This window comes from Cytobacillus dafuensis, from assembly GCF_007995155.1.
Taxonomy (GTDB): domain Bacteria; phylum Bacillota; class Bacilli; order Bacillales; family Cytobacillaceae; genus Cytobacillus; species Cytobacillus dafuensis.
The window spans coordinates 512,756-537,871 of record NZ_CP042593.1 but is presented as its reverse complement, the minus strand read 5'-3'; the positions used below and the strand labels follow the sequence as shown (position 1 = coordinate 537,871).

At 34.8% G+C, this 25,116-nt stretch carries 25 protein-coding genes; 4 read left to right on the top strand and 21 right to left on the bottom strand.

The window, feature by feature from the left end; genetic code table 11:
- Positions 1-12: 12 nt before the first annotated feature.
- Together FSZ17_RS24065 and FSZ17_RS02790 are read right to left on the bottom strand one after the other, a co-directional pair.
- Positions 13-330 (bottom strand): DUF4181 domain-containing protein, encoded by a 318-nt coding sequence (locus tag FSZ17_RS24065; protein WP_407643438.1) that lies wholly within the window; start codon positions 328-330, stop codon positions 13-15.
- Between the two features lie 57 nt (positions 331-387).
- On the bottom strand, positions 388-603 hold the full coding sequence (locus FSZ17_RS02790) for a hypothetical protein (RefSeq protein ID WP_057775656.1): 216 nt from the start codon (positions 601-603) through the stop codon (positions 388-390).
- Between the two features lie 101 nt (positions 604-704).
- On the opposite strand from FSZ17_RS02790, the gene FSZ17_RS02785 reads away from it, so the two are divergent.
- Entirely contained in the window at positions 705-1,331 is a 627-nt protein-coding gene (locus tag FSZ17_RS02785) for a hypothetical protein (RefSeq protein WP_057775654.1), read from the top strand.
- Positions 1,332-1,370: 39 nt separating this feature from the next.
- Here the strand turns inward: FSZ17_RS02785 and FSZ17_RS02780 are convergent, their stop codons facing one another.
- Together FSZ17_RS02780 and FSZ17_RS02775 are read right to left on the bottom strand one after the other, a co-directional pair.
- A complete protein-coding gene (locus FSZ17_RS02780; RefSeq protein ID WP_057775652.1) occupies positions 1,371-1,553 on the bottom strand; it encodes a hypothetical protein in 183 nt (60 codons plus the stop codon).
- Positions 1,554-1,680: 127 nt separating this feature from the next.
- Positions 1,681-3,534: an SLC13 family permease gene (locus FSZ17_RS02775; protein WP_057775650.1), complete on the bottom strand. Its 1,854-nt coding sequence runs from the start codon at positions 3,532-3,534 to the stop codon at positions 1,681-1,683.
- Between the two features lie 222 nt (positions 3,535-3,756).
- Here FSZ17_RS02775 and FSZ17_RS02770 point away from each other — a divergent pair, with 222 nt between their 5' ends.
- The gene (locus FSZ17_RS02770) at positions 3,757-4,701 is read left to right on the top strand and encodes an endonuclease I family protein (RefSeq protein ID WP_057775648.1); all 945 of its coding nucleotides are present in this window, start codon (positions 3,757-3,759) and stop codon (positions 4,699-4,701) included.
- Between the two features lie 62 nt (positions 4,702-4,763).
- On the opposite strand, the gene FSZ17_RS02765 is transcribed toward FSZ17_RS02770, so the two are convergent.
- From FSZ17_RS02765 to FSZ17_RS02725, 9 genes are all read right to left on the bottom strand, one after another.
- On the bottom strand, positions 4,764-6,473 hold the full coding sequence (locus tag FSZ17_RS02765) for a methyl-accepting chemotaxis protein (protein WP_057775646.1): 1,710 nt from the start codon (positions 6,471-6,473) through the stop codon (positions 4,764-4,766).
- 194 nt (positions 6,474-6,667) lie between these two features.
- The gene (locus FSZ17_RS02760; protein WP_057775644.1) at positions 6,668-7,924 is read right to left on the bottom strand and encodes a murein hydrolase activator EnvC family protein; all 1,257 of its coding nucleotides are present in this window, start codon (positions 7,922-7,924) and stop codon (positions 6,668-6,670) included.
- A 733-nt stretch (positions 7,925-8,657) separates the two neighbouring features.
- Positions 8,658-9,356 (bottom strand): PadR family transcriptional regulator, encoded by a 699-nt coding sequence (locus tag FSZ17_RS02750; protein ID WP_057775640.1) that lies wholly within the window; start codon positions 9,354-9,356, stop codon positions 8,658-8,660.
- 20 nt (positions 9,357-9,376) lie between these two features.
- Positions 9,377-10,600 (bottom strand): MFS transporter, encoded by a 1,224-nt coding sequence (locus FSZ17_RS02745; RefSeq protein ID WP_057775639.1) that lies wholly within the window; start codon positions 10,598-10,600, stop codon positions 9,377-9,379.
- A 193-nt stretch (positions 10,601-10,793) separates the two neighbouring features.
- Positions 10,794-10,961, bottom strand: coding sequence for a hypothetical protein (locus FSZ17_RS23255; RefSeq protein WP_156416267.1), 168 nt, complete (start codon positions 10,959-10,961; stop codon positions 10,794-10,796).
- A 461-nt stretch (positions 10,962-11,422) separates the two neighbouring features.
- Positions 11,423-12,343: an MBL fold metallo-hydrolase gene (locus FSZ17_RS02740; protein WP_057775637.1), complete on the bottom strand. Its 921-nt coding sequence runs from the start codon at positions 12,341-12,343 to the stop codon at positions 11,423-11,425.
- Between the two features lie 490 nt (positions 12,344-12,833).
- Complete coding sequence (locus FSZ17_RS02735) at positions 12,834-13,280, bottom strand: NUDIX hydrolase (protein ID WP_057775635.1); 447 nt, start codon at positions 13,278-13,280, stop codon at positions 12,834-12,836.
- Entirely contained in the window at positions 13,277-13,828 is a 552-nt protein-coding gene (locus tag FSZ17_RS02730; RefSeq protein ID WP_057775633.1) for a P-loop NTPase family protein, read from the bottom strand. The genes FSZ17_RS02735 and FSZ17_RS02730 overlap by 4 nt, the downstream gene beginning before the upstream one ends.
- Before the next feature lie 77 nt (positions 13,829-13,905).
- Entirely contained in the window at positions 13,906-15,498 is a 1,593-nt protein-coding gene (locus FSZ17_RS02725) for a M3 family metallopeptidase (protein WP_057775632.1), read from the bottom strand.
- A 191-nt stretch (positions 15,499-15,689) separates the two neighbouring features.
- Between FSZ17_RS02725 and FSZ17_RS02720 the strand changes: the two genes are divergently transcribed.
- Together FSZ17_RS02720 and FSZ17_RS02715 are read left to right on the top strand one after the other, a co-directional pair.
- Complete coding sequence (locus FSZ17_RS02720) at positions 15,690-16,193, top strand: DinB family protein (RefSeq protein ID WP_057775630.1); 504 nt, start codon at positions 15,690-15,692, stop codon at positions 16,191-16,193.
- 38 nt (positions 16,194-16,231) lie between these two features.
- A complete protein-coding gene (locus FSZ17_RS02715; RefSeq protein ID WP_057775628.1) occupies positions 16,232-16,759 on the top strand; it encodes a GNAT family N-acetyltransferase in 528 nt (175 codons plus the stop codon).
- A gap of 42 nt (positions 16,760-16,801) precedes the next feature.
- On the opposite strand, the gene FSZ17_RS02710 is transcribed toward FSZ17_RS02715, so the two are convergent.
- From FSZ17_RS02710 to FSZ17_RS02670, 8 genes are all read right to left on the bottom strand, one after another.
- Positions 16,802-17,299 (bottom strand): GNAT family N-acetyltransferase, encoded by a 498-nt coding sequence (locus tag FSZ17_RS02710; RefSeq protein WP_057775627.1) that lies wholly within the window; start codon positions 17,297-17,299, stop codon positions 16,802-16,804.
- Positions 17,300-17,390: 91 nt separating this feature from the next.
- On the bottom strand, positions 17,391-17,981 hold the full coding sequence (locus FSZ17_RS02705) for a class I SAM-dependent methyltransferase (RefSeq protein ID WP_057775625.1): 591 nt from the start codon (positions 17,979-17,981) through the stop codon (positions 17,391-17,393).
- Positions 17,982-18,093: 112 nt separating this feature from the next.
- The gene (locus FSZ17_RS02700) at positions 18,094-18,330 is read right to left on the bottom strand and encodes a DUF3953 domain-containing protein (RefSeq protein WP_057775623.1); all 237 of its coding nucleotides are present in this window, start codon (positions 18,328-18,330) and stop codon (positions 18,094-18,096) included.
- Positions 18,331-18,883: 553 nt separating this feature from the next.
- The gene (locus FSZ17_RS02695; protein ID WP_057775619.1) at positions 18,884-20,173 is read right to left on the bottom strand and encodes a histidine--tRNA ligase; all 1,290 of its coding nucleotides are present in this window, start codon (positions 20,171-20,173) and stop codon (positions 18,884-18,886) included.
- A 239-nt stretch (positions 20,174-20,412) separates the two neighbouring features.
- A complete protein-coding gene (locus FSZ17_RS02690; protein ID WP_057775617.1) occupies positions 20,413-21,663 on the bottom strand; it encodes a PD40 domain-containing protein in 1,251 nt (416 codons plus the stop codon).
- 142 nt (positions 21,664-21,805) lie between these two features.
- A complete protein-coding gene (locus FSZ17_RS02685; RefSeq protein WP_057775615.1) occupies positions 21,806-22,315 on the bottom strand; it encodes a GNAT family N-acetyltransferase in 510 nt (169 codons plus the stop codon).
- Positions 22,316-22,684: 369 nt separating this feature from the next.
- Entirely contained in the window at positions 22,685-23,917 is a 1,233-nt protein-coding gene (locus tag FSZ17_RS02675) for an MFS transporter (protein WP_057775613.1), read from the bottom strand.
- Positions 23,918-23,929: 12 nt separating this feature from the next.
- A complete protein-coding gene (locus FSZ17_RS02670) occupies positions 23,930-24,973 on the bottom strand; it encodes an ArsR/SmtB family transcription factor (RefSeq protein WP_057775611.1) in 1,044 nt (347 codons plus the stop codon).
- Positions 24,974-25,116: the final 143 nt, after the last annotated feature.

The following is a 25,116-nucleotide window of genomic DNA, read 5'->3' as shown; positions in this document are numbered from 1 at the left end:
TAAAACCACCAACTAATTAATCAAAGAAAAAATCAATATCGCATAAATTAAACCTAATACTGAAATAATAATTGTATGGATATATTCTCTTGAATTCGTCAGATACTTCCATTCTATGAATGCTTGGAAGCTAGATTGCATGACCAAACAAAGAATTATAGATACTTTAAATAGAATAATATTCTCATTAAAGATGATTATAAATAAGAAAGAGAGCGCTATAAAAATACGTGTTCCCCATTTAAGAATGTGTTTTCCCACAGGTGATGATATTTCCTGCTTTTCTATTCGAAGCCATTTTCGCAGTAATTTATCAAGGATATAAAACATACCCATGAAGATTAGGGTCAACATAATAAATTCAAACAATGTTCCACCCATCACCTATCATTTACTCAATACTTTCTTTAGTTTTTCTAACTCTGCCAATGCACCAGCTGCAGTGTAGTATTCCATTTTTTTGACTAATAGTTCCTTTTCATCTTCTGTAGATAATTCACTAATTTTTTCTAATACGCTCTTAATTGAATCAAGAGTTTCTGCCTTAAAAGCCGTGAGTTCCCCTATTCTTTTATTAACGTAATCATTTAAATTAACATTCATTTTTCCACCATCCATTTTTATCAAAATAAACACTTTTCGAAAGATGTAAATATTCTGTAAACTAAGTATAATATAATTGAAATATAGATGGGGTGGAATCAATGAAATTGATTAATGATCATGTGAAATGTAATACCAAAATTATCCCCTATTCACTTTTCAAGCAAGAAAAACAAACAAATACTTTAGCCATTCTGTTACCTGGTGCAGGGTATACAAACAAGGCTCCTCTACTCCACTATTCAACTGGAGTATTCTACACAAGGGGCTATGACGTTTTACATGTAAATTACGAGTTTTCAAAAGAGGAACTGTCCTCTCTTAATGAAAATGAGTTTACATCTGCTGTACAAACGGTAATTGACAAAGCCCTAAAAGAAAATCATTATACAGATTATTATTTTATAGCAAAATCATTAGGAACTATCACACTGGCACACCTTCTAGAAAATCCTAGCTTCCACTCTGCAAAAGCTATTTGGCTAACGCCTTTGTTACAGAAAACAGATGTTTACAATGCTCTATTAAAAAGTAAAAATCAAGGACTATGTATCATTGGCGATAAAGATCCTTGTTACATTGGTGATAGATTTGAAGCAATAAGCCATAATAAAAATTTAAGTCTTCGTTTAATAGAAGGTGTGAATCATGCATTAGAGTTTAAGAACAATGTTATGGAATCTATCGATGTTCTGAAAAATGTTATTAGAATGATAGATGAATTTTAAACAGAGTGGAAGAAAATCCACTCTGTTTTTCTATATAAATCAACCCGAACACGCTTTAACAATCAACACAGCCACAATAATCATGATCAATGAAAGTATATTAATTAAACAGCCACCGTCCGGAGACCCTGTCATTGCTCTGGACATTGCACTATTCAATGTTCCACCTGGGTTTTTCCGCTGCTCTTTAGCTTCTAATCGTTCTCTTTCCTCCTTCGACAAATGATCACATCCTTTTTGAATGTTAATTAATAATTGCCTATGGGGTAGCGTTCAAAAAGATGAACGCACACTCGTTCCGATTTCGGGACGAGGATAAATCCTTAGCCCCACCTCATAGACACTACTATTAAAATGGATATACAAACGGAATAAAGATAATCATGACAACGGCTAATATCAGCTGTAACGGTAGCCCGACTTTGACATAGTCTTTAAATTGATAGCCCCCTGCAGACATAACCATTGCATTGGTCGGCGATGCGACCGGTGTTGAAAAAGCCATGCTTGCAGCAACAGCAACTCCCATTAGCAGCGGATATGGGCTAATGTCTAATGCTTGTGCAGCTGCAAGGGCGACAGGGGCAAATACAACAGCAGTTGCCGTATTACTAATGAATTGGCTCAGTGTCATCGTTAAGAAATAAAAGCCCGTTAAAATGGCGTATGGGCCATAGTCACCGAGAGCATCAATAATGATCTTACTAATAAAAGTAACACCACCTGTTTTTTCTAAGGCCGTGGCTAATGGAAGCATGGCTGCAATTAAAACGACCGATTCCCAGTTTATTTTTTGATATGCATCATTCATAGAGCGAACACAGCCCGTAACGATCATCAGAAAAGCTGCAATCATAACAGCAATAGCTGGTGAAATCCACTCTGTGGTCATAAGAACAAGCATGAATAACATGATTAAGCCTGCAATAGAAGCCTTTCCCGCTGCAAATGCTGTTCCCGCTTCATCTACCACTTTTCCAACTACAACAATATTACTCTGATCTTGGTCAATTAATTCAATATCCTCCCATTTTCCGTGAACGATAATCGCGTCCCCTACCCGAAACTTCGTATTCGCGACATTCTCCTGAATATACCTCCCTCTGCGATTAATCGCGAGCGTATTACAGTGATACTTCGAACGAAAATGAACATCCTTTAACGTCTTTCCCACAAAAGATGATTGCGGCGTAATTAATATTTCCGTTAGCCCGAATACTCTTGAAAAGAAATTGGCGTGAATATCCTCTTTATTCTTCCATTCTAGCTTCTGCAATTGATAGTCCTGACTTATTTTTTCAATCGCTTCCTTCTCCCCGAAAGCTAGAATTAAATCCTCTTCCTTTATCTGTTCCTTCGGAGTTAGCAAATGAGGAACTTTCGACTGAAATGGGAATCTTTCATTTCCTTTACGCTTTATTGTAATGACAGTAACGCCGTATTTTTCCGGTAAATTAATCTGTGTTAAGCTCTTGCCGCTTATACTGGAGCCCTCTAGAACTTTTAATAGAAAAAGATGATCGTATATTTTATAAAAACCAGCTAATTCCCGAGATGAGAGATTTGTTGATTCCTCACTTGAAAAATCGGCACCGCTCGGCAAAAGCTTTCTTCCGAAAAACACCATGAATAAAATTCCTGTAATAAGAGCAACGATTCCGATAGGTGTAAATCCGAAGAAATGAAACCGCTCCAAATCTTGTTCTTTTAAGATTGCATTCACAACTAAGTTTGGAGGTGTTCCAATCAATGTGATAACCCCGCCTAAACTACTCGCATAGGCAAGCGGAATAAGAAACTTCGCTGGGCTTACCTTCATTTGCAATGCCATACTCATTACGACCGGCAGCAAAATGGCGACAGTGCCAGTATTACTCATGAAAGCACTAAAACAGCCCACCGTTAGCATGACGATGACTAACATCCTTATTTCACTTTTTCCACCTAGCTTGATGAGTTGCTTTCCAATTTGATTCGCTAAGCCAGTATTAAAAATGCCCGCCCCCACAATAAATAGCCCTGCAATCATAATGACGACAGAGTTCGAAAAACCTGCTAATGCTTCCTGCGGAGTGACAATTCCTGTTATAGATAAAGCAATTAATGCTGCAACCGCAACAAAATCGGACCGCCATCTTCCAAAGACAAAGGCGATCGTTGTGACGATTAAAATAATAAAGGTAAGTATCATATCATTCATCATTTTCCCTCCACTTCTACAATATCAAAAGCACTATTGGAAAAGTGGATAAAATTTGTCAATTTTAAAAAAAAAAAAATTGGATCTTCTTTCCGCTGATTGTCTATTGAATTTTACTAGATAAATAGACAGCAATATTATGTTTTATCCAATTTTCTACAGGGTGACAGTAACTCTACTAATATGATATAAACAAAGAAAGACAGCTTATAGGGGTGGATTGGTATGGAAGATCGTCAAACCCAAGCTATTTTACTAGATAACTTTAATGAATTAGAACAATCTTATAGAAAAGATGTAAGTAAATCTTTAGCTACTGTAAAAGAAAATACAGAAAGAATCCAATTCGATCAGCAGCTTTATTATAATGAGAAGCAAGATGCGAAAGATATAAAACACTACTATTCATCCGTCGCCAATATAGGGGATTCAATTCATCTCTTTGCTCATTATCATGAACTAGTCAAAAGAACTCATCAACAGCAAATCCCCTATTTTATTAGTAAGGATCAATTTCTATATACTTGGGTTGATATGCAGCCTGACGGTTCTGTTAAAAGCATATATTCCGGTGAGCATAAGGATCCAAAAACGATTATTGAAGAGGACTTCGAAACGATTCGGAAAAAATATGGCGAATTTCTAGGACTCCTTAAAAATAAGAAGTATTTACTAGATGAACTGCATAAAAAAATGGCCCATATTGAATCTACCTTTAAATTTAATACAGAGCATATCGTCCCTCAATCTTGGTTTGGCGGAAAAGAACCAATGAAAGGAGATCTGCACCATCTATTTGTGTGCCAGCCCGAATGTAATACAGCCCGTTCAAATTTCCCATACGATGATTTTGATTTTTATGTCCCAGAATCCTCTGAAGAAAAAATTCAAAATCACTGCGGAGTGGCGAACGAAGGAAAATTTGAGCCAGAAAATGGGAAGGGTGTTGCTGCAAGGGCCATGCTATATTTCTTGCTTCGCTATCCAAAGGCGATTCGGAAACCTTTTTCACAACAAATCGATTTAGGTCTCCTTATTAGCTGGAACCATCAATTTAACGTCACCATCCACGAGAAACATCGAAATCGAGCCATTTACCGCATTCAAGGCAACCGAAATCCGTTTATTGATTTCCCGGAGCTTGCTGAGGAAATGAGGTTTCAAATTTAATAAAAAGGCACTCCATCATTGGTGGAGTGCCTCTTCCTTTTAGAAAATGGTTTTATCTAACCTTACACTCTAAATTCCCCTACCAACACTTGCAATTCCTCTGCCACTTTTGAAAGTGCATGCGAGGATGAGGATATTTCTTCCATAGATGCTAGCTGTTCTTCGGTGGCGGATGAAACTTCTTCTGTACCTGTAAAAGTTGCTTCTGCAACTTCATTTACTACATGAATGGTTTCAAGAATGTATTCTGAACTAGCTGCAAATTGCTGGATAGCTGAAGAAACCTCTAAAATATCATTTGCTACTTCTTTAACAGACCCTTGAATTTGCCGGAAAGACTCTCCTGCAGTATGCACCATTTCGATTCCTTCTTTCACCTCAACAGAAGCTTGTCCCATCGAAAGGATAGCAGACTGTGTTTCGCTTTGAATAGAAGTGATTAAAGATGAAATTTTTTGCGCAGAGACGGTTGATTGTTCAGCAAGCTTTCGAACTTCATCGGCAACGACAGCAAACCCACGGCCATTGTCTCCAGCTCTAGCCGCTTCAATAGCAGCATTTAATGCAAGTAGATTTGTTTGAGCAGATATATTTGTAATGACCTCGATGATCGATCCAATTTCTTTGGAGCGTTCACCTAAACCTTTCACCGTCTCACCTAATAATGAAACCGTTTGATCAATTGAGTTCATTTGTTGAACAGCATTTAAAATCGTTTGATTTCCTTCAGACGCTTTTTCCGATGTGTGTAAGGCCGTTCCTGATACATTATGTGTATTGCCAGCAATTTTCCGGATACCTTCAGACATTTCATTCATTATTTTCTTCGCTTCACCAACACTATGAACTTGTTTATCTGTTCCAGTGGCTAATTCTTCGATTGTTTTTGCAATGTGCTCGGTTGCTTTATTTGACATTTCAGCACTTGCAGTTAATTCCTCTGCAGAAGCAGCAACATGTTCAGATGTTTGAGATACTTGCTGAATAAGTCCCTGTATCCCCGTCACCATACTGTTAAAGGACGTAGACAATAATCCCACTTCATCCTTAGAATGAACCATTCCTCTAATAGTAAAATCCCCTTTTTCAGCTTTAGCCATGTGAAGCTGCATTTCCTTCAGCGGAACTGTAATCATCTTAATAATCGCAAATCCTATTACAGTAAAAATCACTGCTGCTAGCAATGAAACAGCTATCATAATGATCGTAGCTTGATTCTTTTTCTCGACATTGGTTTTATTTAAATGGTCTGCTGCTTTAATATTACTGTCACTAAGGACATCGGAATATCCACTTACTGCAATGCGAATATTACTCAACTTAGTTGAATATAGAGAATAAGCATCTAGTGATTTACCTGCCAGTGCCAGCTTCATAATCTCTTGAAGTTCGGACTCATAGGCTTGTAGTTGCTCTTTTAAATGACCAAAATTTTGTTTGACGTCTGCATCAAGACGGATGGATTCGTATTCTTTTATTAATTGACGATTTTCCTCAAATCTCTCATTCATTCTTGTCTCTAACTCTACTTGTTTCGCTCTGTCCGTTGTGATCATCAACTCTAAAACAAACGAATCAAGCGCTCGATTGTTATTCCGAATAAGATTAATATTTTTTATTGGAATCAATCGTTTTGAATACATTTCCTCCGTATTTTCAGACATTTGGCTCATATAAACATAACCAATTGCCGTAACACAAGTAAGAAAGATGATGGACGTCATGACTAATAGAAATAATTTATTTTTTATTTTTAAGTTTTTAATAAACATCTCTTTCAGACCCTTTCTAAAATCAAATTATTCACATAATTCACTTAATAATTAGAATAATTCGACAAAAACAGAAACTATCCTTCTTCTTTCTACATATTTCATTCAAATGCTCATTAGGTCTACTATTTTGCAGAAAAAAAAGATTGAAAGCCTGCAAGAAATCTTGCCTACTCTCAATCTTTTATTGAAAATTAATAAGAAACATATTTAAGTGGGTTCACTGCATTTGTTCTGCTTCCGTTCCATCCACCATGATGAATTTCGAAGTGTAAATGCGGACCCGTTGAATTCCCTGTGCTGCCCATATATCCTATCATTTGGCCTTTTTCAACACTTTGACCATTCGAAACATGAAGGCTTTCCATATGACCATAAACGGTCGTCATTACTTGACCATCGATCACGTGGGCAATCATCACGACATTCCCATAGCTTCGATCATAGTTGGCACGGATAACTGTACCCGATGCAGCGGCGACGATCGGAACTGCTCCTGTTCGCCCGCCTTTTCCAATATCAATACCTGAATGGAAAGTTCCCCATCGTTGACCAAAATGTGAAGTAAGACTGCCAGTAGTCGGGTTCATGAATGCACCACTCGTTACCGGCGGTGTTGCACCAACCGAGCCGTTCGCTGCTTGCTTCCTCCGTTGCTCTTCAAGCTCTCGCTGCCTTTTATTCCATGCTGCAATTTCCTGTTTAACTGCCTTTTCCTGAGCAGCAAGGATGGCATCCTGATCCTCAAGTTCATGAAGCATCTCATGCATTTCTTCTTCTTGTTTGTTTAATTGAGCTAATAGCTTATTTTTATCAGCACTTTGGTTATCTAGTTTTTTCTTCATTGCTACAAGCTCTGTCTTCTTTTGATTCAATTCATCTAACTGCTTTTGAACCTTGGCCTCTGTTTGATCAAGCATTGCTTTATCCTCTTGGTGAGTCTTAAGCAAATCTCTATCAGCCTGCATAAATGTAGTTACTGCACTTACCCGATTAATAAAATCTCCAAAGCTTTGTGCTCCTAGTAATACTTCTAAATAATTAATAGCTCCGCCGTTTTCTTGAATAGACCGAACACGTTCTTTCAGAAGCTCATCACGTTTCTTAATTTGCTCCTTTAGAACGGCTATTTCCGCTTGGAGTCTTTGTATCTCTTTCTCTGCCTCTCCGATTTGAGTCTCTTTTTCTCTAATTTTGCTGTTTGTGTCAGATATTGCAAAATCTAGTTTTTTAATTTCATTTTCAACGACGGCCTGTTCAGCATTGATATCATCCACTTTATTTTGTGTGCTGTTAATTTCTGATTGGACGCCTGAACGCTTATTTTGAACATCCTTCTTTTTATCCTCGAGCTGCTTATTTGCAGCATATGCAGTATCAGGAACCGTATAACTCAAGCTGCCATAACCTACAATGATTCCAATTCCTAGAATAAGAAGTTTTCGTTTCACTTTCTCAGCTTCTCCCTTCTATTTAACTAGTGGCTGCTAATAATTTTTTTAACGGGCTAGTATGTATGTATTTGTTGCTTCTACTAATCTATTATTTCTAAAAACTAACATCATACAATTACAGTTAAAGTCGTTTGTTGTCCGGTTATGTTGAAATCGATCATGTTAGATATTGATGCAGATTGTAGAATTAAATAATCTTATCATGGAAAAATTACGCAAAATTGGTCAATTTTTGTCCGTTATGCGCACATTTTTTATTATAACACTGTCCTATCAAAAATTAATCATCAAAATTATTACAAATATATTTCAAAAGATAGAGATACATGTCGAAAAAACGGTGGGGTTCTAGTTATTTTGGAGTATACATTCGAGGTTTTTGGAGGGACTATCTTTCAACCTTTTAAGGAATTTTAAAAGGCATACTACCTGATAACAACAGATTAGTATGCCTTCTATTATTCATTTTCGATTTTTCCAAGGGGCGCTGTTGTCTAAATAGTTTCAGCTCCCCTTTTTTAATAATCCCTACGAGCAAGAGAACAAGTCCGACCAAAAATAGAAGTGGAAACATGAGCATCATTAATGCCACCCCTGCAAATCCTTCCCCTTCTTTTATTGCATACTGGAATGAAACGATTTACCGCGACTTAACAGGTTAGCTACTACTAATGTAATAACCAAAATGATTGCAATTCCAATTGTCAGCTTTTCTCCTCCTCCCAGTAATTTATTTTTCTTCCTCTACTAAACCTGCAAAATATTTTAAAAAGATTTCTTCGACTTCGGTATACGTGGCGCTAGCCGTGGATTGGATTTCCTTATTTTCACTTTGCGAATTAATATGCTCAATACGCGCAGCCTCTTCCTTAGCCCAAAGAAATTTACATTTTTCAACTAACTCTATTGTCTCATCACACCATTTTAAATAATACATTTCTTGTTCAATGCCGCGCTTTAGAACCGCGGAACTCATTAAAATCCGTGACTTCATGACATTTCTTTCTTTTATACTATTCAACCTATCTTGCATAATAATCTTTATCTGCTCGAGTCGTTGTTGTCGTTCTTTTTTATACATTCTTAGTTTTAAAAGAACTTCTTCAGCAGGGATATTGTCCATAAAAAAGGTCTGCATAAGGAAAGTATCTTTCATTTTAAGTGTTTCAGGAGGAGTGAGCAGCCAGTTCATTAGCTCCTTTCTTCCCTTATCGGTTATTGAGTACACCTTTTTATCTGGTTTTCCAACTTGTTTAACTAGCTTACTGCTAATTAGCTCGTCTTTTTCAAGTTTATTTAACTCTGGATAAATTTGTGAAAGATGAGAATGCCAGAATATACTCATATATTCATCAAATTCTTTTTTGATATCATAACCGCTGGCTTCCCATTTACTTAACATCCCCAGTATTCCATAACGCAAAGACATATAGCTTCATCCTTTCAGTATTAAGCAGTATTTTCATCACTAAACTCTGTTAAACGGCCTTTCCCTAACTGAGGAATTAAGTAGATTCCGAAAATGCCAATCAAAAGTAAAATTCCTGATAAAACAAGAATCGTATTTAAGACCCCAATCCTGTTTAATAATGCTCCCACTAATAGTACTCCTGGCAAAGCCATCGAGCTTGCAATCATATTGTATAAACTAAAAGTTCTCGTATAATTTTCACTTGAAACCACATCCTGCAAATAGGTAACAAACGTAACATTAAAGCATCCTAAAGCAATCCCTTGCATAAAGAAAAATGGAAGTATCATCACCCAATGTGTAATAAAAAATAAACTTCCAATACTTAAACACAAAGCAAATAAGGGCGGTATGATTAACCACTTTCTTTCAATTCTTTTATACCATTTTGGAACAATCGCTGCCCCAACTGCAATCCCTAATAATGACGAAGTCCCAATAAAACCTAAGTTCTCGACCCCTACAAATAATACTTCATTTAAAAATGAGATTAATACTAAATCCACTGAAGCAACAAAAAACATCGCCAAAGCTAATATAGAAAATAAGGGCTTGAGTTGAATATGTTTCGTGATATAGCGTATACCTTCCTTCATTCGTTCCCACTGACTTTGTTCTGTAACCTGTTCCTTCTTTACCAATGGTTTGATTTTTTTAATAAAAAATAGCGAAAGTAGAAGAAGTATAACTGAAGCGATTAATAATGTAGAGGGTAAAATAGATAATTTAATCATGAAAGCTGTAAATACTTGTCCAAAAATTTTGACTGCAGTAAAACCTAATTGTAGCAAACTGTTAGCCGATGGACGATATTCAATTTCAACGATATGAGGCAAAAGAGCTTGATTAGCCGGAACAAAAAATAGCCCTAAAATACTTACTATGATTAGTAAAACATATACCCATTGATACGCTAAATAAGGCATCGCTGCTAAAAAGATGATTAGCATGACGACTCGAATGGCAGTGGAATAGGCCATGACTTTTTGTAATGTTTTATTATCTAGCCACGCACCAATTGGGAGTGCGAAGAGAGTAATTGGAAGATAGAAAGCAACATAAAAAAGAGTAAAAGCACTACTTTCATTCGATTGTATTTCTATCCACTTTAATAAAGAAAAAAACATTACAGAATCCGCAAACACATTGAAAATTCTCCCTAAAAATAAATTACGAAAAGCATCATTGTGTTTAAGTAACAAATCATTACCACCCTTCAATACATTTTTCATTTCATTTAGTTTATCCCTTCTGTTTTAATATGTAAATATTTATATATAAAAATTTACATATTAAATAAAAAAAAGACCTCATTATTGAATGAGGCATTGCATGAATAATATTAGACAAAATTATGTAGTCCTAACATAGTCATCGTAAATTATGTATCATAAATCATTTATCCCTCTTACTCAGTAAATTAATGATTAGTACAAATAGGACTATACCCATTGCCGAGCCAACAGCGAAAGACCAAGAAAAGAAATCAAAGAAAAAATAAGTAATGAGCATGCAAACAATATATCCTGTCGAAAAGCCAATAACATACTTTTTTAATTTCATAATATTTGTCCACCTTTTAATTATTGAGTGTTCAATATTAGAACCTTAGTTGAACTATTGTTTATATGAAAATATTATTATCGATCAAGCTTTATATCGTGACCGTTTTATGCCTCTTTTCAGTTTTTCAGGTACAATGGAGCTTTCTTTGTGACCGTTTTACGCCTTACCCCTGTTTCTCGGGTTCATTGGAGCTTTCTTTGTGACCGTTTTATGCCTCTTCCCTGCTTCTCGGGTTCATTGGAGCTTTCTATGTGACCGTTTTTTACCTTTTCCCTGTTTCTCGGGTTCATTGGAGCTTTCTTTGTGACCGTTTTATGCCTCTTCCCTGTTTCTCGGGTACATTGAAGCTTTCTTTGTGACCGTTTTTTGCCTTTCCCCTATTTCTCAGGTTCATTGGAGCTTTCTTTGTGGCCGTTTTTTGCCTTTTCATCCGCTTAAAAAGAAAAATCCCTTTTTCCTCAACTATTATAAAAAGCTTTTATCGTTTTATAATTCTGTTGATAAATCTTTGGAGAACTCCAATGTTTGTAGATGTTAGGTAACTTAATTTCTTCATTGCTGTTGCTATCTCGTGCAAGGGCAGATAAATCATTAATATAAGTTATTACCTCTGAAAGATTTTTTTTCGTTCCAACTGAACCATGTCCTGGAACTGCAATCTCAATTTCCATGCTTTCTACCTTTTTCAAAATCTGAATCCATTTATCCGGGTTTGAGTCTTCAAAAATTGTTGGATGACAATCGACGAATAATAAATCACCCATGAATATGACTTTATCTTCTGGAATATAGAGAATGGCATCGCAGCATGAGTGCCCTCCACCTAATGTGAAAAGCTTCGCACTGCGATTCGTTCCATGTAAAGCGATTTCTTCTTTAAATGTTTGCTGCGGTAATACTAATTCTAAAGTTGGCAATGAAACTTCCAACTCACCTAAAAAGCTTATTTGATTTTCTAAATTGGTATTATTCGAATGATCGATCTGCTCTTTTAAAGATTGAATATAATTTCTCAGACCATCGATATCATTTTTCTGGTTATTTATTCTAGATGGATGAACTTCCTTCATTTTGTCGTATGTATTTTGGCTTGAAATAATATGACAATCCTTAAATGTTTGGTTGCCTCGAATATGATCTCCGTGCCAATGGCTATTAATAACCCAGGTAACTGGTCGATTCGTTATTTTTTCAGCTATATCCTTTAAATCCTTAGCGGCCTGCTGTGTGTTAAATGTATCTAAAACGATTGTTTTATCACCTAAATCGACAAAACCTGCATTCGCTACAGCTCCACCTCCTTCTTTTGCGATTGCAGCGTATATTCCTTCCCTAACTTTTTCAAGTCTAAAATGTTTGCTAAGAAATTCCTCACTCATCTGCCTTCTCTCCTTGCATTTTTGTTTTACCTATCTTTTCGATGTTAAAGAAAAAAATTCCTTTTATTGACTTTACACCAACAAAAAAAGCACTTCTCCTTTTAGAAGAAATGCCATCCATCCGGTTAAAGAGAATTCAATTTTTTAATCGCAGCATTAATAGAAAACTAACCAAATAAGAAATACAGGTAACACCAAATAAAGCAAAAATACCGGGTGTCATAGCAAAATATAAGCTAAGCGGCAACGACCAGATAAAAGCAATGAACATTAATTTTATTTTAGCCCTTAATGAAGAATAGATCGCTAAACAAGCTGGCAGAAACAACATTAAAAATGTGCTTATCATTGGACCATAATCTGTTAGATTAGCATAAGGGTTTAAAAAATTGAAAACAAGCCATAAAATTAAACTGGATAAACCCGCTAATATTCCTATGGCAGATGCTATTTTTACTATTTTGATGCACCTCCGTAATTCAAGTAAAAGTTATTCATTAAAAAGACTAATTGAATGCATATTCCCTTTAAATAAGTTTTTTATTATTTTCTTTAGGACCCTTGGTTCCCGTAGTTCTTCATCTTCAAATTTCATAAGATCATTTACCTTGATCCACTTACTGTCTATAATCTCATCTTCTTCAAGATTTAATGATCCGCCAGTAACCTCACCAGTAAAATGAAACAGAATAACTTGGTCGTTTGTGCTACTAATAAAATTATAAACACCAGTTGTACTATTAAGTTTTACATCAAAGCCTGTTTCCTCTTTTACTTCCCTACAAGCGGTATAGAGAATGTCTTCACCATTCTCAATACGTCCACTCGGAAAGTTCCATTTATCGATAGCGGTTGGTTTGTTTTCTTTTATGATTAAGACTTCATCATCTTTGAAAATTGATACACTCGCTACTAAAACAATCCCATTTTGAGTCATTTTTTTCTCCCAAAGTTTTTAATATTAAATTTATCTTTAAAAGAGTTTTCAATTTCACTCTTATTTCTCGCAACTACTATCTTGTCATTATATATTCCAAATTTATTATAGAAATTGGGCTTTCCGACTTCCTCAAAATACCTATTCCATTTAAACATTTTAAAAAATATTTTTATTGTTGGTTTATAGTTTGACTTTTCAAATCCAAGTTTTTGCAGGGCAAATCTTTTTATTATTCGATAGGTTCTCACCGAATAATTTGTATCTAAAAAGATAATCAATTCAGCATGAGGAAAGCTATTTGCTACCCATTCTTCGGTATGAACTCCCTCTACAATCCAAGCTTCAGAATGAATAATAGTATTAAGATATCCTTCTCTTTCTTCTTCCGTTCTTCTTATATCGCCGGATTTATGCCTTTCCCAAACAACATTATCTAATTCATAAAATGGAATATTCAACTTATAGGATAACTCTCTAGCTAAACTTGTTTTTCCACTTCCAACTGAACCTATAATATGTATTTTAGTAGGAATTATTTTTTCCAACTAGACCACCACTATCATTAAAGTTCTCTAGCACACTTCTCTCTTTGAAGAAGTGCATCCATTAGTATAATAAGAAACTAGCTTTTGAGATTAAAAAATTGTTTGATAAAGTAAATTGGGTTTAAATATTCTCCTGTAGCCTTTTTTATTTTCTCATTCCAATGCAGAGAAGCACCGTATTTGAAGAAGTTTTCTTTTATATACATACCTACTTCGGGTTTAAATAAGTCAGAAGAAATATGAGTTTCCATATAATTTTGAAGCTGAGATGCTGTTAATTCCCCTAGTAGATAGTCCTGGTAGGTGCCTGGAGCTAAAGAAAAGTGCATTTTTGAAGCCCAATCAGGATAGCTTGAATCTTCAGGAGAATTAATAAATTGAATATCTTTCACTAATTCCCACCATAATTTATTTAAATCCTGGTCAGGATTTTCGTATAATTGTCTTTCGAAAAAGGTAAAAGTCATAATCCATCTTGCAGAAACTAACATTTGACGCTGCAGCATTTTTTCGATGGCTGGAATTTCATTTGTTAGGTGTTCTTCTTCTAATCCTAGAAAACGTTTTTGCCATTCAAAATTTTTATTCAATCGCCCAAAAAACAAGGCAATTGCTTCGGTTGTCAATGAGTGCGAATGAAAAAGCAAAATAAAAGGTAAGCTTTGATCAATATATTTAAAATAAGCAGCATGGCCGAACTCATGGAGTAGAGCAGTTGCCCAAAATACACTTTCATCCATATTTACTAGAACTCTTATATCCCCTTTACGATCAATATTCGTACAAAATCCAAATGGATTTTTATTCTCACGAGGATACAGATCACTCTTTTTAAGGATATCTTCAATATCTAATCCCATGGAACTGAATGTATCGATAACAACCTTTTCTAGATTCTTACCTTTATAAAATTTGTCTAAATCTACCCCTCCTACTGAAGGAGCTTCTTGAAAAAACGGGTCAGCATAATGCCAAGGGCGAAGTTCGTCTTTTCTTATATTCATTTTTTTGGCCCGTTCTTCGTCTATTTCATCTTTAATGATACGAAATGGTTCATCTGATAAGTCTTTTAATTGTTTAAACGTATCAAAAACAGTATTAATATCCAATTCTTGAGTTGATAAGCTCATTTGATAAAAATGATCGAATCCCAATGCTTTTGCATCTTTATTTCTTTTATGTATTAACTTCAAAAGGTTCTTTTCAATTTTCTTTCCGACTTGCTTACTCGCAAGCCACGCTTCTTTTCTTTGTTCATTTTGATCACTGTTCTTAAGAATATCTAATAGCTCGTTATTTGTTACTTCTTTCCCTTCAAAGGTAGGTCTAAATGTATTAAATACATACGAAATCTCTTTTTCAAGTTTTAAGGTTTCAGCCAGGTCACTTTTATCAAGCTGGTTTTTAACCATTTTATTATACAAATCGTCTAATTGGCGTAATTGAATATGAGTAAGATTTTGCTCTTTCCTAAGCGATATTACCTTATTAAAAGTTGCCTGCTCAGAAAAATTAGCATAGTAATCACTTAAAGACTTTTCATGCTTTTCGCTCCACTCTTTTTTGCCTGTTGTTGCAGACATCCAATTATTCAATACAACCGGTTTATAAAGTGCCTCCATATTTTTATTTTGTTCGGTTAAAAATTCATCTACTGCTTGGGATGACATTAGGCTCATTACCTCCTCAATCTGAATAAGTCTAACTATTCAAAATTATACCATGGATTTTTCTTCTTTAATGAGCCTTGTAAATAGTTGAACTACAAGTTATCGTATAAATTCTCGTGTTTTCATGATAATTGGAAGGAAAATTGAAATATTTAGCGAAGTGGTTATTTAAAAAACTTAGGAGGATTTTTATGTTCACAACCATAGATCATTTTTTAAAATCTTGGGGATATGAATCAGTGGCTACTCAAAAATTACTAAATAATTTAACTGATGACTCACTTAAACAGGAAATTACTTCACAGAATTGGACTTTAGGACGTATAGCTTGGCACACCGTTTCTTCCATTCGCATAATTACCTCAAATACAAATTTAACGTTTGAGGCCCCAACAAAAGATTGGCCCGTTCCTGATTCGGCTCAGTTTATAGCAGACAGCTACCAGCAAGCCAGTAATTCATTTATACAGTCATTAAAAACTCAATGGAACGATAAAAACTTAGAAGAACGTATAGACTTTTTTGGTCAAAAAATGCCAAATGGATCCCTTTTGTTGTTTTTGATTCAGCATCAAAACCACCATCGTGGACAAATGACGATTCTAATGCGACAAGCAGGTTTAAACGTTCCAGGTATTTATGGCCCGTCAAAAGAAGAATGGGCTAATTTTGGTATGGAAGCTCCCAAAATGTAATCTAACAAGTATAGAATTAATATAAAGAGGTGAAATCAATGACGGCAAAAAACAATGTCAAAGCCAACATTCGTACTGTTTGCTTAGAGGATGCGACAGCAGTTTTAGATTTGCAGCGTGAAATTGTTAGTGAAGGTGAATTTTTTATTTCTGTTATAGAAGAATACAACAAAACGCTTGAACAACATCAAGATTGGATTCGAAAAATAATAGAGAACGAAAGAGAAGCAATATTAGTAGCTGAAATGGACAGTAAAGTGGTTGGATTAATCGTGTTCTCCTCTCAAAATCTAAAACGATTATCCCATACGGGTTCTATTACCATGATGATTGGAAAAGAACACAGAAATCTGGGGATAGGTAAGTTATTGTTAAATGAATTGTTAACTTGGGCACAGCAAAATCCACTTATAGAAAAAGTTAGCTTAGGCGTGTTCTCAACAAATCAGAGAGCGATCGCTTTATACAAAAATATGGGATTTGTTGAAGAAGGACGTAAGATTAAAGAATTCAAGTTAAATGACAATGAATACATTGATGATATTCTTATGTACAAATTTGTTTAGATGTCATCTATATTAAGTAAAAAGGACCACTCAGGTCCTTTTTCATTTATTTTTTTTATATCCATCATTTATCGCATCCCAATCAAGAGGCCTAGCCATTCTATTTTCAACGTAATCTAATGGCTTAAAGCCATATTGAGCATAAAGAGAGTGGGCATCTCTTGTGGCAAGTTGAAAGCTTGTTCCTTTCAAATTAGGGTGTTCTGTGATCACACTCATTAACCATTTACTAAGTCCTTGGCCTCTATATTCTGGAAGTATAAAAACATCACCAAGCCAAGAAAAGCGAACAAGATCGGATACAACCCGTGCAAAGCCAACCTGTTTTGGAGAACCAATTGTTGGATTTCCTTCATAAATACCATAACAAATAATTGAATTATCAATGGATGCAATAACTAATTCCTTGGAAATACCCTCATTCCAATAAGACTCATTACTTAGGAATTTATGTATTACTTCTATATCCAAAAGGCTTTTGTCCGTACTTATATAAAAACCATTATTACTTACCAACTCTGCGTGTTTATTCTTTAACATTTCATTTACCCCCAGCCAAGTGAAGAAATTTTAACAGATTGTTTTTAAGTATTGTAATAATAGATCTGATCGTTCGGCCATTGTTATATAATCATTTAATTCCTTTTATACAAATCCACCTTTTATTTTCATAAAATTTCACAGTGTTAAACCCCGCTTTTTTAAACAATTGCTCCATTTCTTCCCTTGTTTTATAAGATTTCATATGATAATTGATTTTGTAGATTTCGGCAATAATCAAGAAGCATCCTTCTGATTTCAATACTCTAAAAGTTTCTTTTACACCTTTTTCTAAATCCGTCCAAAAGTAATGTGTTTGAAAGGCAGTTATAATATCAAAGACATCTTCTGGAAATGGGATATCCGTCACACTTGCTTGACGAATGTCTACTTTGCCTTTTTCTACATCTAGTTTATTCGCTTTTATGGAATCTTTTACTGCCTGATCCGAATAATCTATACCGTATATTTTCCCGTTTGGGTTCCTTTTGGACAATAATTGTATAGCTTTTCCCCCTCCACAGCCTATGTCCAACATGACCGCTTCATTCCTAATTTTTATCTGCTCCAAAGCCCATTTATTCATTGGAGAATGAGCAGTATTCATTATCCTCAACATGAACGAACCTAAGGCTCCATTTGGATTCTTAGCTTGTTCTATCAATCTATCTAGCAAGTTCAAAACTATACCACCTTTTTACGCTATATTACTATTACTTAATCCCTTTTCCTTGCTAGTAGGGATTAATAAAGAAAGAACTCTGTGCATTTACTTTATTTATTCGAGGTATTCGTTACTTTACTAAAAATCCCTGTATAGATACAAAAAAAATAAATAAAGAAACGATAATACATAAATAGCCAGGAAAGCCTTTTTTGTCTTTTTGAAGCTCTATTATTCCTGTCATCAACATAGTAACACCTAATAAAAACATAACATACGGTGTGAGGTTATAATTTTGAGTTATTAGACTAAAAGCTGATAAAGCGACAGTACTTAATGAAAATATTATTCTTAATATTTTTAGCATATTCTGTTCTCCTACATCATGAATAAATTAATTAAAAACAACAAAAGAAAATCAACTAGAATTATAGATATAGAAAAGAAGAAATTATTAAAAAGAGTACTGTCGAAAACAACACTCTAATCCATATTACTTTTTTACTTACACCTGCTTTTTTTTCCAAATATTCGATGTAGCTAATGGTCAGTAGCAAGCCGATAAAAGTAAGACTATTCCCTTGCCAATCAGCCATTTTAAAATATTTCATTGCTCCCAATAATATTAAAAACTGTTCCAATTGCTCCTAAGAACATATTAAAGTAAGAAATCTTTTTTATTTCCATTGAAGAGTTATCCCCCTTACTAACTCATTAGAACTCAACTAAATTGTTTAGCAATCCAGCCTCTAAAAAAAGAATGGGAATTAACAAACATCTTCCTTATTTATATTTCCACTTCATAATTACCATTATTTTACCATAATCTCCATATCCCTTGTTTAAATTAACTAGAAATATTACTTGAATAAAAAAGCTTTACTCCATTAGAAGCAAAGCACCATTTGTTAAGTAAATCATCACCCTTTATTAAAAAAGAAATATTCCATTTTTTCTTCACCAGACAGCATATCTTTAACTTTATATTGATTATTTTTCACTTCCACCTCTCCAATGATAATGACGCTGCGAATATTTTCCTTGTTTGCTTTATCTAAAGCCTTTCCTATCTTTTTGTTCCCCATTTCAAACTCAACCTTGTATCCTTGACCTCTTAAGTATTTTGCGACTAATAGTGACTCTTTTGGGGTATTTAAAGGAATGACATAATAATCCACATCTGGACGATTTGCGTTTTTTTCCTTTGATTTATTTAATGCAGTATAGATCACATCTAATCCAAATGATATTCCCACTGTTGAAAAGTTCTCGTTTGTTCCGATCAATCCACCGATTGCATTATCATATCTTCCACCACTGCCAATGCTGGACTTAATCGTTTTATTAGAAAGAAAAATTTCATAGATCGTGCCGGTGTATATTTCCAGCCCTCGTGCTAAAAAGGGATTAAATACACACTGATTATTAATACTTAAGGCTTCCAAGTATGCTTCTAACTCTTTGAGTTCACTTAATCCTTGCTTAACTTGATCGTTTTGGTCAGAAAACGGCTCAAAATAACGATAGTTTGTATTATTTTTATCGGTTAAGAACTGATTAATTAATTTGACCGTTGCAGATGGAAGCCCCTGCTCAGTAAGCTCTGAAGTAACAGCTTCCAATCCTACTTTTTCGAGTTTATCAAGGATTAAAACGACTTGATTGATTTTCTCCGCTGGTGTTCCAAGCACTTCAAGCATTCCAGTCAATAATTTTCGATTGTTATATTGAATCGTGACGTTCAAATCAAGTTTGGCGAATGCATCTAATGCCATCATCATTAATTCTGCCTCAGCAATTTGAGACTCAATTCCTACGATATCCACATCACATTGTGTAAATTCACGAAACCTTCCCGTTTTGATTGGACCATCCCTGAATACTTTACCGATCTCATACCTTTTAAACGGCATCTTAATCGTTGGATTCATGGCAACTACTTTTGCGAATGGAATCGTGAGATCGTATCGCAATGCTAAATCTCTTTCTCCCCTGTCTGTCAAGGTATACATTTCCTCTAATATCTCTGCACCACCACCATACTTAGACGCAAGCAGCTCTGTATAATTAAGAATCGGTGTTTCCAAGGGCTTACATCCGTATTGGATAAATACGTCTTCTAATGTTCTTCTAATATTTCTTCGAACAACCTCCGCTTCTGGTAAATAATCCTGTGTTCCTTTTACATTTTGATAATCCATTTTTTTCATCCTTCTTCGCCTCCATAAAAAATAAAAATAAAAAACCGCACTCGATTTAAGTTTATAAACTTAATCAATGCGGTTTCATGATAAATAGCCATCCTATTTACGATTTTTAAAAATCGAATAGCACGGCTATCTGATATGATGATGTAATTGTGACAGGGTTAAAATATTTTTAAAAGACTTCATGTTTGCCACCTCAAATTTCCATTTAATGTATCATATTTCAACTTAGATTTCAAATACTATTTCAAAAATTTCTTTTTATATGGTTGATATAAGCTAAAAACCTCGTCCCAATTCCAGTGTTCATAATACCAAGTTCCAGGATTCATATTTTCAATCCAGATTTTCTGGTTTAATCCATCTGAATCGGCAATCCAAACTTTCGCTTTTTCTCTATCTGTTCTTATCCAGATTAATTTATTCTCATTATTTATAGATTGTGGGCGAAAGTCTCCTTCCTTTATTGAAGGTGAAGTTATTTTCTGTGCAGTCTTTGTTTTCAAATCAACCTTATATAGAGAAGGCAGTGGTCTTTGTTTAACATCTACCCATTCACTATCAATAGAACGCGAAACGAAGATTGAATCATCAGTCCGCCATGTCAAATCACGATCAACAAATCCTTTAGGTGTATATTCGGAAAAACTACTTTTATCTACATTTGCAACTTTTAATTTCTTATTTGTTATAGCCATTCGGCTGAATCCTTGAATATACCCTAAGAAGTTTTTACTTGGTGCCCACTGAAACCATTCATCATAATCTAACATCTCATCTATTTTATAAAAACTCTGCCCATCATTAGAAAGAACACTCAATGTATTACTATCAGCCGATAAAGAGGCTGTCGGAACTAGCTGAAATGCAATCCACCTGCGGTCATTGGACCATTTAAACTGGCTTGTTCCATAAAAATATTCATTCTTTCCAACAGCGATTGTGTAAAAATGTTGAGATTGATACTGTTTCTTATTGTGGTTAATTAATATTTTGGATAACACTATATCTGAAAAAACACTTTCACCAGCTTTAGAAGAGGTTAATAAGCCTGATCCATCAGGAAACCATGAAAAATTTATAATTCCAGAAGCAATCTTAAGAGATTGCTTTAATGATGTAACATCTATTATTCTTAGAGATTGATCGGATTGAAATCCAAGAGTATTTTGATTTGGAGCCCACTGAAAATTCGCCCTCACATTTGAATAAACTTTAAAATGTCTATTTGATTTTACATGATACAGCCACAAGTCCCCTTCTTGATATTTTGAATCTCGAATATAGGCAATCCAATTGCCGTCAAAAGACCACTTTGGAAATTTTGCCTTTACGTCATTGGTAATTTTCATTTCCTTCCGACCATTTTTAATCCATAGATCATTGCTCCTAATAAATGCTGCTCTCAATCCTATGTTGGATTCTGCCGAAACAAATGAAAGAGGTTGAATACTTAATATAATTAAAGCAAGAACTATTATAATTCTTTTCATCTAATCATTATCATCCCTTTTCTCTTCAAACCTAGCTTCTATATCCTTCCCCTCCCCTACATTTTTACTAATAAAAAAACAGCGATCATAATCGCTGCAATTTTAAACACCCTCTATAGAAGGCGTTACTTTCTTATAATAGTCATGTGTTCGCTAGAAGACCGTTAGGGCGGAACCGGCTCATTTTTATTTCATCTATAAATCTGCCGTGAGCTTTTATACTGCCTTTCTTTTTTCCTTCTACTGTAAAACCAAATTTTTCATATAAGGCCTGTGCAACAGGATTTGTTACAAGAACCCCAAGTCCCACTCTTTCAAGCATTAGCCAATTGTCTGCAAGATCAAGAGCCTTTGTAAGTAATGCTTTCCCAATTCCTTTTTTATGATATTCACTGTCTACGCCAATAAATAATTCCCCCGAATGCGAAAATCTACCTCGTCCTTGAGTTAGACCTACAAAGCCAACAACATTGCCATTAAGCTCCGCAACAAACTCAAATTGATTATCTCCCAGGTTTCGCAACCTATTTTCGACAGCATCCACTCTCATACTAGGAAGAAAAACCATATATTGCAGAACGGCTTCCTGTGTGCAGATACGATGAATTGCACTGGCATCATTTATCTGTACAGGACGAATATTTACTTCCACCACAATACCTCCCTTTTAAACTAGGCAATGTTAAACTTCCCTGTTGATTTCCGCTGCAGGCACTTAGCGATCGCGGGCGGTCCGGAAGCCTCCTCGTCGCTATGGCTCCTGCGGGGTCTCCCTTTGACTCGCTTCTCCCGCAGGACGTTGAATAATCTTCCCTGAATAAACACCGCACGAAGGAAATGCGAATGCATTTTCGAGGATCTCGCACCTTTCGCTCCAATCAACAACAAAATAGCATTTTCAACACTGATCTTTAAAACAACCAATAACTAAAAGATTATACCTATTTTAGAAAATTCTCGATATTTATCAGAAAATCCTGCCCAGGTTGCTGTGTTAGTAACATTCAAGGATATTTCAAAATCAGGAGGCAATATTCTTGATACTCGTATTATCAATAAATTTAAAGTAAGGAAGAATTATTCCTAATAATGATACTGTACAAATAATGGAACCTATTAGTAAGTACATTGGGCGTATCCCCCAAAGTTCACCTAAAAAACTCCCTGCCAATACACCTAATGGCATTGCACCTCTAATGATAAAAAGTCGAACAGAAGATACTTTACCCATTAAATGATCTGGCACAGATTGTTGACAAATCGTTATGTTATGAACTCCAAAAAACGCCATAGCTATTCCAGCAATAACCTCCGTAAAAATCGCAAAAATGATACTGTTATTTATTCCAAGAGAGATAAATGTTAAACCCCCAATAACCAAAGCTCCTAACATTAAAACCCTGCGACTCTTATATGTAATTTTTCCAACTAGTATTGAACCAATCACATAACCTAGAGGGAAAGCAGCCATAAAATATCCGTATTCGGCATAGCTTCCTGATAATTCCTTCGTTATATAAGGAAGATTAATAACCATCGTTACCCCTACTCCAAACTGGACAAAAACTAAAAAAACTCCTAACCAAACGATTACTGGCTGCTTAAAAAAGTAGGAGATACCTTCAATAAAATGTTCCAGCCATGATTTCCGCACACTTTGGGAAATTTTCACCTCATGGATAAAATGCAATAGGATTCCACTTGTGATAAGTAAGGCGCTAACAGAAATGAGTGTCGGTTTTACACCGATGTACTCAACAATGAGTCCTCCTAATATTGGTGCACAGAAAGTCATTAATCTTACAGTTCCATCTATATAAGCATTAGCTGTACTAAGTTGGTCTTTTGACACAATGGTAGGGGTAATCGCTTGATTTGCAGGTGTATATATTGGAGTGATTAAGCCTACTATAATTTGAACTGTATAAATATGCCACGCTTCAAGGTTCCCAGTTATGAGTGTAACAAGTGGTATAAAGAAAATTACCCCTCTTGTCCATTGAGAAAAAATCATTATCCATTTTCGACTCCATTTATCAATAAACGGACCAATAAACAATTGAAGGATAAGAGAGGGTATAAAATATAACAGCCACATACTTCCCAATGCCATAGTAGAACCTGTAAGTTGATAGATAAGAATCGAGTTGCAAAAAGTACCGAAAGCACCGCCTAATTCAGAAATAGCGTTACCTATCCAAACAAAAACAAATGAACGATTCTTTAAAATATTGTTGCTCACGGTCCATCCCATCCTTAATACTCATTATTTATTTAAGAAAATGTTTAGTTCTTCAGATAAAAATTCAACAGCTTTCTTTTTAAGTGAATACTTTGATCCAATAATTTCAACTAATTTAGCTGCTCTAAGAATCTTCAGATGATGATGGACAGTAGATTTACCTATGTTTAATTGATCCGTTATATTTTGCAAAGTAAGATCCGCTTCGTACAGCAGTTTAACAATCCGCAGTCGAACCTCATCTCCTAATGCCTTATGTTTAAGCACCAAAAAGTTGTTTGGCGTATATCGATCATTTGGGGAAATACTTTCATTTGCTATGGGATAATAAAAAACTTTTGTGCCCTCAATATCTGCTTCTATATTCCATGGGCGATAAATATATTGAGGGATTAGTAGGACATGATTTACAGTAGGCTCAGGCATATAAGTAATCCCTCCCGTTGACCATTCAACAAGTTCTTCAGGATTCATTTTTCCTCTCATTTCTTTTTTCGCTTCATAATCTGCTTGTAAGATTCTATTCAATAGCTCGGATTCTTTCTCTATAACCTCGCCATACCATCCTGTCATAACGCTAATAAGATGTTCTTTCAGGAGATTACCATCCACTTTACACATGAATTCTATATAGCTAGGAAAAAATGGGTTATTATTAGTTAAATCTTTCAATTCATTAATAGCTGATTCCTCACCTAATGCAGCATTTTGTCTTACTGTTTGATATTTTAAGCCTATAAAAGGTAAACTAATATACTTTAAATCAGTAAGAGGCAGTTCCTCTATGTAGGAAGTAAGCTCTTTTAAATGAGAAAAATCTTTTGCATGTAACAATTGTAGTAAAGCTTTCCAAGTATTATTTTTTTCAACAAAGTCCAAATTCTCCAATAATTCATTTGATAAAGATTTCCTTATATCTCTCCAATACTTCACTGGTTTCTCCAATGTATTTATAAGTGTAGTATTTGTAATGGCTGCAATTCCCAATGCACATTCCCACAGTAAGGAGTATTTTAACTGAACTTGGTAGGTTTCTCTTTTCCTGCTTGTAAAATTTAAAACATCCAAATTAAGCACCTCGTTTATTATTGTTTCATCTCTTATACAAATTCTATAATTATCGAATTTAAAATTCAATATTTTTAGAACATTATTTTATTAATCTATTATTAAAACTAAAATAAACCCATTCTTTATTTAAATGGGTTTTC